This window comes from Dermabacter jinjuensis (assembly GCF_902381725.1).
GTDB classification, from domain to species: Bacteria; Actinomycetota; Actinomycetes; order Actinomycetales; family Dermabacteraceae; genus Dermabacter; species Dermabacter hominis.
Genome location: NZ_LR698963.1, coordinates 1,601,152 through 1,613,734 on the forward strand (window position 1 = coordinate 1,601,152; position 12,583 = coordinate 1,613,734).

Genomic DNA, 12,583 nt, shown 5'->3' on the forward strand with positions numbered 1-12,583 from the left:
CGCTGTGAGGGCGGCGCTAGACAGGAGGGCTAAGGATCTCGAGTCCGGCCTCGGTGAGAACCTCGGGGATCGGAACATCGTGTTCTTCGCGGGGCAGCGAGCCGGCATCAAGAAGCTCGGTTTCGTGGATCAAGGTGAGTACGCGGGTTTCTGGACGGGCATACGCGAGGGCCCGGTCATAGTAGCCCTTGCCGTGTCCGAGGCGTGTGCCGGATCGGTCAACCGCGACGGCGGGCGTGATGATGAGGTCGGCGCGAGCAAGCCCCTGTGGCCCGAAGGATTCACCCGAGGGTTCGGATCCGAACTTGGCCCCGCCAGAAGGAGTAAGAGATTCTTCGCCGTCCCATGAACGCCAGCCGAGAAGCTCTCCCTCATATGTGGGGAGAATGACGGTGTGCCCCTCGCGTGCCTTGCGTCTTAGCCACGAGAGAGCGCTTGCCTCGGCGGGAACCGGGCTATAGCCCGCGATAACCAGGGAGGGACCTGCCGCTGCAAGCCATGGATCGATGCTCTCTTCGAGCCGCTTGCGGATGCGCGCGGCACTTTCACGTGCCTCGTCAGCCACGTAGGTCTCGCGCCGTGCCCGGAGAATCTCGCGGCGCAGCGCACGCTTCTTTGCGGACGTAGTGCTCTCATTCATAAACACATCGTGTCACAGCGCGGAGCCGTGTGGATTCAGTCTTCGTGCACCGGCGACCACGATGCGCGATCCTCAACGCTATACTTCCCGACATGAGACTCCGCGATGCCTCGCTCACCCTGCGCCCATTCGTACGCCGTGACCGCAAGGCCTATGTGCGCTTGCGCGAGAGCAGCGCCGAGTGGCTCGAAAGCTGGGAGGGCCAGGACCCTTCGTGGGGCGATGGAGGCTACCCTCCGTTTCAAGCGCAATTTCGAGCGCTTAGACGCCAAGGGAGCAAGATCGCGTGGTCTTCCCTCGGGATCTTCCGCAAACGAGCGCTCGTGGGCCACATCGGTTTTTCCTCGATCGTGTTCGGTCCGCTTTCGACCGCACAAGTGGGCTACTGGGTGGCACCCGAATGGGCAGGACACGGAATCGCCCCACGTGCCCTCGCGCTCGCACTCGAGGAGGTCCTCATCGGCGAGGGGCTTCATCGCGTCGAAGTCCTCGTGCAGCCTTCCAATACCGCTTCCCTGAGGGTGGTCGAAAAGCTGGGCCTTCGAGAAGAGGGGATCCGCGAGCGTTGCATCTACGTTTCAGGCTCGTGGCGCGACCATCGGGTGTTCGCTTTGACACGCGAGGAGTTGCCAGCGAGGGGTCTCCTCCTTGACCGAGTTCCGGACGTACGGTGAGGTGCGTCCTACGAGGCGCGACACGCGGCCGGATGTGCGCAGTGGGCGCGAATAAAGTCCATACGATCAAGGGGTGAACAGCTTTAATCTCGGTGCGGTGCTGATCGCCCTTCTTGTGGGCGTGTGGTTACTGTACGCCGTTCCCAAGACCGCCGATCGGCGGTACACGCTGGGGGAGGCGGAGAGGATCGCGCAGCAGCGCCACTCCGAGAGTGCCAGGGACGTCACCGACGCCTGCCGCACCTACTCTTCTATCTCGCACGAGGTGACCGACATGCCCGAGAACCGCAGCCTCCTCCGCCCCGCGGACCCAACTTCACGCCCGCGTTTTGGGGTCGAGAAACGTACCGATCTCGAGCACGATCGCCCTCACCACTCGGGGCTCAATACTGCCTTGACGGTCCTCCTCTCGATTCTCGTTGGAGTAACGCTCGTGACTGTCGTCACGACCTCGCTCTCTCTCACGAGCATCTGGTTCCCGCTCGGGGCTGTCGCCGCGCTCGGTCTCTGCCTCGTCGCGCGTCAAGCGACGCGCTTGATGCACACACGGAACGCGAGCGACGACGCCTCCGTGAGCGATGATGAGGCCCGCATTGAGCGCGCCCCTGAGGTCGAGCAGGAAAGCGATGGCGAGGCTAGCCACGCCGAGATCGGGCAAGCGTCGGATTCCGAAGTCTCGCGCCCGAGTGACATGAGCCCTGCCGAACGCCACGAAGCCTTCTTGCGTCAGGTGCTCGAGGCTCGCGAAGCAGGGACAGGAAAGGCCCTCGCGGACGAGCGTTTTGCTTCCCGAGTGAGCTTCCGCTACGGCTCGCTCTCGACTGGCAGCAGCCTTGAAGCCGCAGACGTCGAAGAACGTGAGGCCGATGCTGAACGAGGTACGTATCTCGCGTCGGACGCCCAGGTGATTGGCTCGGGACTTACAGTCGATGACGTCATGCGCCGCCGCCGCGCCTGACACGCACGGGTTCTCGCACCGTGGCAGCATCGTCGGCGCCCTCGAGTGCGCGAGAAATTGCTCGCTATGAGCGTGCACTCGCCGCTGCGGGTCTCAATCGCCGCCCGGTTGCGGTTCTTGACCTGGCCAGTTTCGACTCCAATGCCCGCGCGCTTGAGCAGCGTGCTGGAGCAACGCCCATCCGTGTCGCCACAAAGTCGTTGCGCGTCCCTTTCCTTATCGAACGTGCCGCGAGCACATTCGAGGGAGGTCTGCTGGCCTTCTCACTTGCAGAGGCGCTCGACCTCGTTGAGCAAGGCTTTGAAGACGTTCTCGTCGCCTACCCAACTGCTGATCGCGAGGCTCTTGCCCAACTCGTGACGAACGAACGGGCCCTTAGAGCCGTCACTCTCATGGTTGATTCACGCGCCCATGCTGACATGATCGTGGAAGCGCACCGCTCGCACTCCATTTCCGGCCTGCCGGTCCGCGTGTGTATTGAGCTGGATTGTTCTTACGTTCCCCTGCGTGGAATTCACCTGGGGGCGCTTCGCTCTCCACTGTTCACACCTGGACAAGTCGAGGAACTTGCGCGGGCTCTTATGCGAACCCAGGGCATTGCGCTCGTGGGACTCATGGGCTACGAATCGCAGATTGCGGGCACACCGAATCGCGGCCGTTCACCAATGCGGCTTTTGACGCGAGGAATGCAGGCCCTCAGCGCTCGTGAAGTTGCCGCCCGGCGCGGTGAAGCCGTAGAGCGCGTGCGTGAGGTGTGCGATCTGGAATTCGTTAACGGGGGTGGCACGGGAAGTATCGAGTCGACGTGTGCTGATCCGAGCGTCACGGAAGTCGCCGCGGGATCGGGACTTATCGGCCCGGCAAGCTTCGACCACTTCGTGGGTTTCCGCCCCGAGCCTGCGTTGTTTGTGGGATTCCCCGTCGTGCGACGACCTGCACCCGGCGTTGCGACAATTCTTGGAGGCGGGTGGATTGCGAGTGGCCCGCCCGGGAAGGACAGGTTACCGAGCGTCGTGTATCCGAACCCCCTCGGTTATGTTGGATTAGAAGGTGCAGGCGAGGTACAAACACCATTGCGTGGGCGGGCGGCCGAAAAAATGCGCGTTGGGGATACCGTGTGGATGCGACACGCAAAGGCTGGCGAGGTAGCTGAGCACGTGGACACTTACGCGATCGTGCAAGGGGATCAGGTCGTTGATGTCGTCCCCACCTACCGTGGCCTCGGACGCGCGTATATTTAGGTTCCGGATCAACGAGGGAAGGCTGGGGCATGGCAAAGGTCGCTTTAGGCTCGGCGCGCGAGATTCGCGCGAACTGGTCGGGAAATGTGGAGTTCTCGCCTACGGAGGTTGTGCACCCCCGTAGCGAACGAGAAATTGTGCACCACATCGCGCGGGCAACTGCCCATGGGACAGCCCTTCGAGCTATTGGTGCCGGACATTCTTTTTCGCCCGTCGCAAAGCCGAATGGCGTGACCTTGACCCTCGATCGGTATCGCGGCCTCGTGAGCTTCGATAAGGACACGGGAGATGTGACGCTGCGCGGTGGCACACGCCTGTGGGAAATTGGACCGATGCTCGCGACGCACTCGCGCGCGCTCGAGGTCATGGGGGACATCGACCGGCAGTCGATTGCGGGGGCGATCAGTACCGGTACCCATGGAACCGGTGGGCGGTTCACGGGGGTTTCCGGGTTAGTGACCGGTCTCAAGATCGTGCTGGCGAACGGCGATTCTGTGTGGGCGGACCGCGAACGCAACGTGAATCTTTTCGAGGCCGCACGGCTGGGTCTGGGCGCCCTCGGCATCATTGTGGAGGTGCGACTTCGCACGATGCCGCTTTACAAGCTCCACAGGAGAGAATATGCAGCGCCTCTCAAGGAGACTGCCGCGAGATTCCTTGAGACGAGTACCGTTCAGGATCATCAGGAGTTTTTCTTCGTACCAGGCGGGCGCAGAGCAATCGTGCGCGAACTTAACCACGTCCCTGCGGAGTCGTCGAACAAAGGAATGGGACGGGTACGTGACTTTATCGAGAGCGAAGTCGTTGGGAATGGCGCATTTGCGCTCGCAAATCGACTCGTTCAGGCCGTGCCGGCCACAAAGGGGCCACTCTCAGGTGCGGTATCAACGCTCATGCCAGCAGGGGAGGCTGTGCACTTGCCATACCGACTCTTCGTTGCCTCACGCCGCACGCGCTTTCGCGAGTGTGAAATGGCGATTCCCGCGAGCCGCTTCGACGAGGCCTTTGATGTGCTCACGCGTACGCTCGAGCGTTCGACGCCTTCGCCCATCTTTCCACTCGAAGTTCGCCGAGCTGCAGCCGACGACGTGTGGCTTTCGACGGCGAGTGAACGGGACACCGTGTACATCGCCGCTCACAATCCTCTTCACGCGAAGAGCGACGACTATCTCCGAGTCGTTCACGATACTCTCGCTGAGTTGGGGGGCCGGCCGCACTGGGGGAAGATGCACTGGCTGCGGGAAGCTGAGCTGCGGGGTCTCTACCCGCGGTGGAGCGATTTTGTAGCCGTGAGGAATGAACTCGATCCCGATAGGCTGTTTTCAACGCCGTATCTCGATTCCCTTCTTGGAGGATGACGCGATGAAGCGCATGGCAAGCGCTCTGGCCGCAGCAACGCTCGTTGTCGTGTCACTCGTAGGGTGCGGTGGCAGTGACGAAAGGACGGGCTCACACGCTTCGCCAGCTCGCACGAAACTCACGGTTTTCGCGGCACCCTCGCTTGAGGACGCTTTCGGGAACCTCGAAAAGGATTTTGAAGCGGCAAACCCGGGTATTGATGTTGTCTTCACCTATGCCGAGTCGAAGGATCTCGTCACGCAGATGAGTGAAGGTGCCCAAGCGGATGTATTCGCGCCAGCTTCGACCACGTGGATGAACCAGGCGGAGGACAAGGGGCTCGTGCCGAAGTATTCGTCCGAGGTTTTTGCGCTTGACACACTTGAGCTCGCCGTCGCGAAAGGGAATCCGAAGAACATCGAAGACCTCGAGGATCTCGCGGCGCGCCCCGAACTTGTCGCTGTGCGGTGCGCGAGCGCGGTTCCGTGCGGTGAGGCCACGGATAAGCTCGTGAGGAACGCTTTTCTCGACGACCTCCGTTTTGATACAGAGGAGCAATCCTCCAGGGATGCTCTCGGGCTTCTGAAGGCGGGGGAGGCCGATGCCGCCATCGTTTATGAAAGCGACGTCGCTTCCGCTGAAGACGCGGTTGACGGAGTTGACCTCGCGGGTGCGCAGCTTCATTCGAACACGTATGAAATTGCGGTGACGAAGGACGCGAAGGAAAGCACTCGAAGCGAGGCCGCGCAGAAGTACGTTGACCTTGTCCTCAGCCACGAGGGGCAAATGACGATCGTTGATGCTGGCTTTCGACCCGTGAAATGAGCGCTGCGTGCCTGCCTACCACTCCTTCGAAGGTTATGCAGTTGAGAGTTATGAGCTCGACCTCGATAAGCTGTTCTCTGCCCCTATTTTCGATTTCCTTCATGGAGGATGGATTCGATGAAACGCATGGCAGGTGCTGGAGCTGCAGCGATGCTCGCTGCGGCGTCGCTCGCAGGTTGTGGAAGTACCGACGGAGGTGCGCCATCCGACGCTTCACCAGGTCGCACGAAGGTCACGGTTTTTGCCGCAGCCTCGCTCAAGAACACCTTCGAGAGCTTCGAGAAGGAGTTCGAGGCTAAGAACCCGGATATCGATGTTGTCTTTACGTTTGCCGGATCGCAGGATCTGGTTACTCAAATGGATGGTGGCGCTCCCGCAGATGTTTTTGCCTCTGCTTCAAAGAAGTGGATGGATACGGCGGAGTCAAAGAATCTAGTGTCCTCGTCTCCTCGCATCTTTGCCCGTAATTCCCTCGAAATCGCTGTCGCGGAGGGTAACCCGAAGAAGGTTACAGGGCTCGATGACCTTGCATCTCGGCCCGAGCTCGTGGTCGTGAGGTGTGCGAGTGAGGTGCCGTGTGGTGCCCTCACGGATAAGGTGCTCATGGCTGCTGGGGACCCCAAGATCGATTTTGATACCGAGCAGAATTCGGTGACCGACACTCTGGGACTCGTGAAGGCTGGCGAAGCCGATGTTGCGTTTGTGTACGAGACAGATGTTGCGTCCGCGCCTGAAAAAGTAGACGGACTTGAAATCCCCGAGGCCGAATCGCTCGCAAATGAATACCCCATCGCTGTGACGGTTGAAGCCCAAAAAGCGAAGCGAAGCGAGGCTGCGCAGAAATTTGTGGACTACGTCCTTGGTGACGATGGCCAAAAGGCACTAGCGGAAGCTGGTTTCCAAAAGGGAGAGTGAGCCCGGTGCGTCGTGAGAGTGCGAGAACCCCGATGCTCGTTGGGCTTCTTGCCGTGATGGCGGGTCTGAGCATTGTTTTTCCGATCGTGGCGCTTGCCCTGGGGACGCCTTGGGGCAGCCTTGCCGATCTCGCTGCAGGTCCCGAAAATCGCTCGGCGGCAGTCCTCTCGCTTGTGACGGCGACGCTCGCGTGCCTCATATCGACAACTTTTGGGCTCGCGCTTGCGCTCAAGCTTGCTCGTTCTTCCGGTCCGCTCACAGTGCTCTTGCGTGCACTTGTGCTCGTGCCTCTTGTTCTGCCTCCCGTGGTATCAGGAATTGCCCTTTTGCTCGCTTACGGGCGCCAGAGTCTTCTCGCTCCGCTTTTAGAGAGTGCCGGCATCCGAGTTGTCTTCACGACGAGCGCCGTCGTCATAGCGCAGGTGTTTGTTTCGCTCCCGTTTGTAGTACTCACCCTCGAAAGTGCGTTTCGCGCTAGTGGGTTTGCTGAGGAGCGTGCAGCGGCGAGCCTAGGTGCTCGGCCGATGCGCGTGTTTCGTACCGTTACCGTTCCGCGCTTCGCACCGTCGATTCTTATCGCTGCGACTTTGGCCCTCGCGCGCTCGCTCGGTGAATTTGGGGCGACGCTAACGTTTGCGGGGTCGCTCGCCGGCTTGACGCGCACGCTCCCGCTGCAGATCTATCTTGCCCGTGAGGGAGACATTGCCGATGCCGTGGGCCTTTCGATAATCCTCGTCATTTTTTCACTCGTGGTCGTTTCAATTGCCTATGCCCGTGGACCGCTTCAACGTGAGGCGGATGCTCGATGAGTCTAGATCTCGCGGTTCGTATTCCCGGCCGCGCTGTTGATGCTTGCATCCGTATCGATGCCGGTGAGCACGTTGCTCTCGTGGGTCCGAATGGGGCGGGAAAGTCCACGATGCTTGAGGCGCTCGCTGGGCATCTTGCCGCTCCGCGCGATGGAGAAATTCGCTTAGCGATTGATGGTGAGGATTTCAGCCGAACACCGCTTCACAAGAGAGGTTTTGCCTATCTCTCTCAAACAGCGCATCTCTTCAATCACATGAGCGTTCTTGACAATATCGCTTACGGTCTTGTGAGTGCAGGGATGAAACGGCGCGAGGCCCGCGAAGTAGCCGGTGAACTTGCGGTGAAGGTGGGTCTTGAGGGGTTTGAGGATCGGCGACCTCGCACGCTTTCGGGAGGTCAAGCGCAAAAATGTGCGCTCGCGCGGGCTCTTGCGGTTGAACCACGTGTGCTGCTCCTGGATGAGCCGCTCGCGGCTCTCGACGTTCGCGCCGCAAGGGAAATGAGAGGTCTCGTGGCTGACCTCGCGCAAACGCGGACTCTTGTGTGCGTGACCCATGATGTTCTTGATCTTCTCGCGTGGGCGGATCGAGTGTGTGTGCTCGAGGATGGCCACGTAACCGAAGAGTGCAGTGCCGACGATGCCCTTTCATTTCCGAGATCCGAGTTTCTCGCGGAACTCGCGGGACTCAAATGGGTTGACGGCGAGATGCGAGAGCGCGGAGTTTTCGTAACGAGCGGCGGAGTTCCGCTTGCAACGATGGGGGAGTGTGGGCTGGGCCCCGGGCGTGCCTTGATCGACCCTCGCGCGCTGCGCTTACGTGTGGGAGACCACGCCGACGGTACCGGAGCAGGACGCATTCGCGGTATTTCTCGAATCGGCCCTTGCCCCGTGGCGTATTTCGAAGATGTCCCCGTCGAGCTGAGTATGTTGAGCAGCGCGCGCGGCACAGTCGCGGAGGGGCGTGTCGCAACGATTGAACAAACGGGGCTCGTCAAGGTTGAGCGTCGACGCTGAGATCGTTGGTAGGGCCTGGTCATTGATGCCCGCTTCCAGGTTGACGATTGTCTTCGTGATGGAATGGAGGCGTGATCACGAATTCTTTCGCCACTGCAAGGAATGTAACTGAGCTCGCGGGGCTTATTGCATTTGCGCGTGAGGCTGCCGCGGCAGCCGCGAGCTACCTCGCTGAGGTTGGCGGAGGTCCCGTGGAGCGCGAATACAAGGCGAATGCTCACGATATTGTGACCGCTCACGATCGCGCGTGCGAGGACCGCATTCGCGAGGTACTCCTCGCGAACTGCCCGGATGCCCGAATCGTGGGTGAAGAGGGCGGAACCCGCGAGGGCACGAGTGCCGTCACGTTTTACGTTGACCCTATTGACGGCACCTCGAACTTTGCGACCGGCAATCCGCTGTACGCCATCTCGATTGGCGTGGCGGTCGAGGATGTGCTCGTGGGCGGTGTTGTGAATGCACCTGCCCTCGGCATGGAGTTTTGGGCCGATGACACTGCCGCGTACCTGGGAACAAAGCGACTTGGCCCCAATCCCGAACGAGCACTCGCGGATGCACTTGTTCTCACGGGATTCCCGGGACTTCGCGATCTTTGCGAGGATCGATCGTTCGCCGAACGCGAGAGGCTCGCCTTGCTCGAAAGCGCGGGGGCAGTGCGAAACCTTGGCTCGGCGGCGCTCGAACTGTGCTTCGTGGCCGCGGGGTGGGCGGATGCCACGACCCTCACGAGCATTAATCCGTGGGATATCGCTGCTGGCTTCCATATCATTGAGAAAGCTGGCGGGAGTATTCGCACGTGGACGTGCAGCCCGGGTGACGTCGACGGAGCGGAGGCGATCCCACCTCAGGAATGCCCGGCGTATGTCGCCTGTACGAGTGAGAAGCGCTACGAGGAGCTCGATTCCTTGCTTGAGCGCGTCCACGCTTCTCGATGTGAACGATCCCTACGTAATGAAGGAGCCCACCATGAGTGACCAACCCTCGAATCCATACGGCTTTAGCAATCCCACGTCCGGCGGCCAGGGCACTGGCGCACCTGGCTTTAGCGGCCCTACCGGCCCCGGTGGCGTGACGAGTGATGAGCGCACCTGGGCCATTCTCGCGCACCTCAGTACGCTCATTGCGACTCTGGTCTCGGCCGGCTGGCTCGGGTGGGTCGGGCCGCTCGTGATCTACCTGATCTATCGTGACAAGAGCCCCTTCGTTCGCAATGCGTCCGCGGGCGCACTGAACTTCGCGATCAACCTTTTCGTCTACAGCCTCATCGCGTGGGGCTTCTTCTTCCTGGGGACTTTCCTCTCGTTCCTTCTCGTCCCGCTCGTCTTCATCCTGATCGCTGCGATCATTGGCCTGGCGATTCTGGTAGCGACGATCGTGATACCGATTATTGCCGCGTTGAAGGCGAACAACGGCGAGGCATACACCTATCCCTTCACCGTTGCGATCATCAAGTGAAGCTTGCTGAAAGCGCGCCGGGTGCTGCGGGCGGCGCGCTTCGCGTGGGGTTCATTCCCGGGGTTGAGCCCGACGTCTTCGCGCGGCGCTGGCACACCGATCCCAAGCGACCAGAGTTGCAGTTGGTCCCGCTCGATGACCGCGCCCCCGAGGAAGCGCTCGCATGCGGGGCTGTCGACATGGTATTCGCGCGGCTTCCGTGGAACAGCGCCCCGCGCGCGGAAGGGCCCATTCTCGAGCGCGAGGATATTCATGCAGTGCCGCTCTGGGAAGAACGGCCCGTCGCGGTAGTCGCGAAAGACAATCCGCTGAGCCTCAGCGAGGAACTCACCGAGAGCGACCTTGAAGGTGAACATCAGTTCAGCCTCGAAGAATGCGGCGGGCCTAAAGGTGCGGTCGCGACCGTCGCCGCAGGTAATGGCTATGCCATCATGCCCATGTCCCTTGCTCGGTTGCATGCCCGCAAGGACGTCACCCACAGGCCCCTCGCCGAGCGTGAGGGAACCCGAATCGTCCTCGCGTGGCCAAAAAGTGCCGACGATGACGTGCGCCAGGAGTTTCAGGGCGTGGTACGGGGGCGCACCGCCCGTAGTTCTCGTCGATAGGATGGCACGGAAGACTTCGACCTCCGAAAGGAAAACGCGATGAACGAGCGTATGAACGTTGAAAGCTTTAATCTTGACCACCGCACCGTCGCGGCCCCGTACATCCGTGTCGCTGATCGCAAAGATCTCGGCGGCGTCACGCTCACGAAGTTTGATATTCGTTTCACCCAGCCGAACGTTGACGCCCTCGAAACTGAGACTGTCCATTCGCTCGAGCACATGATGGCGGAGTTTTCTCGCAACCACAGCGACGACATCCTCGATATTTCGCCCATGGGCTGCCGCACCGGCTTCTACTTGCTCATGCGCGGCGAGCACACGCCCGAAGAGGTGGCGCCACTCGTCGAGGCCACGCTCAACGACCTGCTAGAGGCACAAGCCGTTCCCGCGGCGAACGAGATCCAGTGCGGATGGGGCGCCCACCATAGCCTCGAAGGTGCGAAGAGAGCGGCACAGAGCTTCCTCGAGAAGAAGAGCGAGTGGCTCCAGGTCGAGGCGGCAGCCTAAAGAGCCCGGGCTAGATCCAGGAATCGAACCACATGTGGGCGCGCCACAGGTCGTAAGGAATGACCTGGGCCGTCCACAGTGGCCACCAGAACGCCGAGGCAAGCGTCATCGTGACCACGAGTGAGGCGATCGCGAAGATTGCGATGCGGCGCCTTGCACGTGAAGCCGTGCGCGTCCCGAGCATGAGTGCGAACACGAAAACGATCGCCATGATGAGCCACGGTTCGAACACGACCGAATAGAACTGGAAGATCGTGCGGTCGAGGTACAGGAACCACGGGAGATAGCCCGCGATAATCCCCGAGAGGATCGCCCCGGCCGTGCCGCTTCGCCGTACGATCGCGACTACGAGCGTGACGAGAAGCGCAACGGCCCCGAACCACCAGATGAACGGGTTGCCGAGATTCGTGATGGCTGCCGAGCATTTTTCGACCTCGCAGCCCGACTCGCCGTACGTGTAGGACTCGTAGTAGAAGCTCGTCGGGCGGAGTTGGAGGAGCCAGAGCCAAGGTTTGGCGGCATACGTGTGCGTAGAGTCGAGCCCAACGTGGAACGAGTACGCCTCCTGGTGGTAGTGCCACAGTGACGCAAGCGCCTCGGTCACCGGGTTAGACGCGTGCCCGTTCTCCGCCGCCCAGTTGCGGAAGTACCCGTCCTTGGAGGCAAACCAGCCGCTCCACGAGAGCACGTATGTTGCGAGTGCACTGCCGACGATCGCGAAGAAGGCGGGAATAGCATCGAGCGCGAAGCCGCGAAGTTTCCAGCGAGGATCGCCGAAGCGTCGACGCGCCGCCCAGTCCCACAGCACCGTCATGATGCCGAATACCGCGACGAAATAGAGCCCCGACCACTTCACGCCGCATGCGAGGCCGAGCGAAATTCCCGCGGCGATACGCCACCAGCGCACCCCTGTGACGTGCCCGAAGCCCTCCGCAGCCCCCTCGATCCTCCCGAGCGCATCGCGAAATTGATCGCGATCCCGCAGGAGGAAGTAGAACGCGAGGAGGCAGAAGAACCCAAGAATCAGGTCGAGCAAACTCGTGCGGGAGTGAGTGAGGTGGACTCCGTCAATGGAGAGCAGGTAGGCCGCGAGAAACGCGAGAGCAGTGTTGCCGAGCAGGCGTCGGACCGTCAAAAACAGCATGAGGACGCCCAGCGTTCCCACGAGCGCCACGGAGATGCGCCAGCCCCACGGGTTGTCCGCACCGAGGGCCCACTCTCCGAGCGCGATCGCCCATTTGCCGACGGGCGGATGCACCACGTACTGGGGGTCGGGAAGATAGGAGTCGATGTCGCCGCGCTCGAACGCAGCCTTCGAGACGTCCTTCGCCCACGCGCGCTCGTTGCCCTCGCGAAGGAGCGTATAGGCGTCGCGCACGTAATAGACCTCATCGAAGATGAGGGTCTTGACGTGGCCGAGCTTATAGAGGCGCAGAGCCCCAGACCATACGACAAGGACGAGCGCGAGGATCCACGTCGTGGTGCGCTCGGTAAGTCCGAATGGCCCGCGGGCTTTCTCCGTTGATGGGCGCGCCGCTCGCTTGCCTGTCATCGGGGACACCGAAGACCCGCCGCTTCCACTCGCACGTGTATCACTCAC

Annotated in this window: 14 protein-coding genes; 12 read left to right on the plus strand and 2 right to left on the minus strand. The window is 61.3% G+C overall.

What is annotated here, in order from left to right; translation table 11 throughout:
• Window positions 1-16 precede the first annotated feature (16 nt).
• On the minus strand, window positions 17-640 hold the full coding sequence (locus FXY94_RS07075) for a 5-formyltetrahydrofolate cyclo-ligase (RefSeq protein ID WP_016664344.1): 624 nt from the start codon (window positions 638-640) through the stop codon (window positions 17-19).
• Window positions 641-732: 92 nt separating this feature from the next.
• Between FXY94_RS07075 and FXY94_RS07080 the strand changes: the two genes are divergently transcribed.
• The 12 genes from FXY94_RS07080 to FXY94_RS07135 all read left to right on the plus strand — a co-directional run bounded on the left by FXY94_RS07080 (window position 733) and on the right by FXY94_RS07135 (window position 10,983).
• On the plus strand, window positions 733-1,314 hold the full coding sequence (locus tag FXY94_RS07080) for a GNAT family N-acetyltransferase (protein ID WP_016664345.1): 582 nt from the start codon (window positions 733-735) through the stop codon (window positions 1,312-1,314).
• A 73-nt stretch (window positions 1,315-1,387) separates the two neighbouring features.
• Window positions 1,388-2,272 carry a hypothetical protein gene (locus tag FXY94_RS07085; RefSeq protein ID WP_016664346.1) on the plus strand — a complete coding sequence of 295 codons (885 nt, stop codon included), beginning with the start codon at window positions 1,388-1,390 and terminating at the stop codon, window positions 2,270-2,272.
• 20 nt (window positions 2,273-2,292) lie between these two features.
• The gene (locus FXY94_RS07090) at window positions 2,293-3,513 is read left to right on the plus strand and encodes an alanine racemase (RefSeq protein ID WP_016664347.1); all 1,221 of its coding nucleotides are present in this window, start codon (window positions 2,293-2,295) and stop codon (window positions 3,511-3,513) included.
• Between the two features lie 29 nt (window positions 3,514-3,542).
• A complete protein-coding gene (locus FXY94_RS07095; RefSeq protein WP_016664348.1) occupies window positions 3,543-4,871 on the plus strand; it encodes a D-arabinono-1,4-lactone oxidase in 1,329 nt (442 codons plus the stop codon).
• 4 nt (window positions 4,872-4,875) lie between these two features.
• Window positions 4,876-5,676 carry a molybdate ABC transporter substrate-binding protein gene (gene modA, locus FXY94_RS07100; protein WP_016664349.1) on the plus strand — a complete coding sequence of 267 codons (801 nt, stop codon included), beginning with the start codon at window positions 4,876-4,878 and terminating at the stop codon, window positions 5,674-5,676.
• Window positions 5,677-5,793: 117 nt separating this feature from the next.
• Window positions 5,794-6,591, plus strand: coding sequence for a molybdate ABC transporter substrate-binding protein (gene modA / locus FXY94_RS07105; RefSeq protein ID WP_016664350.1), 798 nt, complete (start codon window positions 5,794-5,796; stop codon window positions 6,589-6,591).
• A gap of 5 nt (window positions 6,592-6,596) precedes the next feature.
• Entirely contained in the window at window positions 6,597-7,400 is an 804-nt protein-coding gene (gene modB / locus FXY94_RS07110) for a molybdate ABC transporter permease subunit (protein ID WP_040386921.1), read from the plus strand.
• A complete protein-coding gene (locus tag FXY94_RS07115) occupies window positions 7,397-8,416 on the plus strand; it encodes a sulfate/molybdate ABC transporter ATP-binding protein (RefSeq protein ID WP_016664352.1) in 1,020 nt (339 codons plus the stop codon). Before modB ends, FXY94_RS07115 begins: the two co-directional genes overlap by 4 nt.
• Before the next feature lie 71 nt (window positions 8,417-8,487).
• Window positions 8,488-9,390 (plus strand): inositol monophosphatase family protein, encoded by a 903-nt coding sequence (locus FXY94_RS07120; protein ID WP_016664353.1) that lies wholly within the window; start codon window positions 8,488-8,490, stop codon window positions 9,388-9,390.
• Window positions 9,383-9,871 carry a DUF4870 domain-containing protein gene (locus tag FXY94_RS07125; RefSeq protein WP_016664354.1) on the plus strand — a complete coding sequence of 163 codons (489 nt, stop codon included), beginning with the start codon at window positions 9,383-9,385 and terminating at the stop codon, window positions 9,869-9,871. Before FXY94_RS07120 ends, FXY94_RS07125 begins: the two co-directional genes overlap by 8 nt.
• Window positions 9,868-10,476, plus strand: a complete 609-nt coding sequence (locus FXY94_RS07130) for a LysR family transcriptional regulator substrate-binding protein (protein ID WP_016664355.1) — start codon at window positions 9,868-9,870, stop codon at window positions 10,474-10,476. The genes FXY94_RS07125 and FXY94_RS07130 overlap by 4 nt, the downstream gene beginning before the upstream one ends.
• Window positions 10,477-10,515: 39 nt before the next feature.
• Complete coding sequence (locus tag FXY94_RS07135; RefSeq protein WP_016664356.1) at window positions 10,516-10,983, plus strand: S-ribosylhomocysteine lyase; 468 nt, start codon at window positions 10,516-10,518, stop codon at window positions 10,981-10,983.
• 10 nt (window positions 10,984-10,993) lie between these two features.
• On the opposite strand, the gene FXY94_RS07140 is transcribed toward FXY94_RS07135, so the two are convergent.
• Complete coding sequence (locus FXY94_RS07140; protein ID WP_016664357.1) at window positions 10,994-12,583, minus strand: dolichyl-phosphate-mannose--protein mannosyltransferase; 1,590 nt, start codon at window positions 12,581-12,583, stop codon at window positions 10,994-10,996.

Bases quoted from the DNA above. Each gene is read 5' to 3' on its own strand.
- FXY94_RS07075 (WP_016664344.1), bottom strand. From the start codon at position 640: ATGAATGAGAGCACTACGTCCGCAAAGAAGCGTGCGCTGCGCCGCGAG.
- FXY94_RS07095 (WP_016664348.1), top strand. From the start codon at position 3,543: ATGGCAAAGGTCGCTTTAGGCTCGGCGCGCGAGATTCGCGCGAACTGG.
- FXY94_RS07080 (WP_016664345.1), top strand. From the start codon at position 733: ATGAGACTCCGCGATGCCTCGCTCACCCTGCGCCCATTCGTACGCCGT.
- modA (WP_016664349.1), top strand. From the start codon at position 4,876: ATGAAGCGCATGGCAAGCGCTCTGGCCGCAGCAACGCTCGTTGTCGTG.
- FXY94_RS07115 (WP_016664352.1), top strand. From the start codon at position 7,397: ATGAGTCTAGATCTCGCGGTTCGTATTCCCGGCCGCGCTGTTGATGCT.
- modA (WP_016664350.1), top strand. From the start codon at position 5,794: ATGAAACGCATGGCAGGTGCTGGAGCTGCAGCGATGCTCGCTGCGGCG.
- FXY94_RS07125 (WP_016664354.1), top strand. From the start codon at position 9,383: ATGAGTGACCAACCCTCGAATCCATACGGCTTTAGCAATCCCACGTCC.
- FXY94_RS07135 (WP_016664356.1), top strand. From the start codon at position 10,516: ATGAACGAGCGTATGAACGTTGAAAGCTTTAATCTTGACCACCGCACC.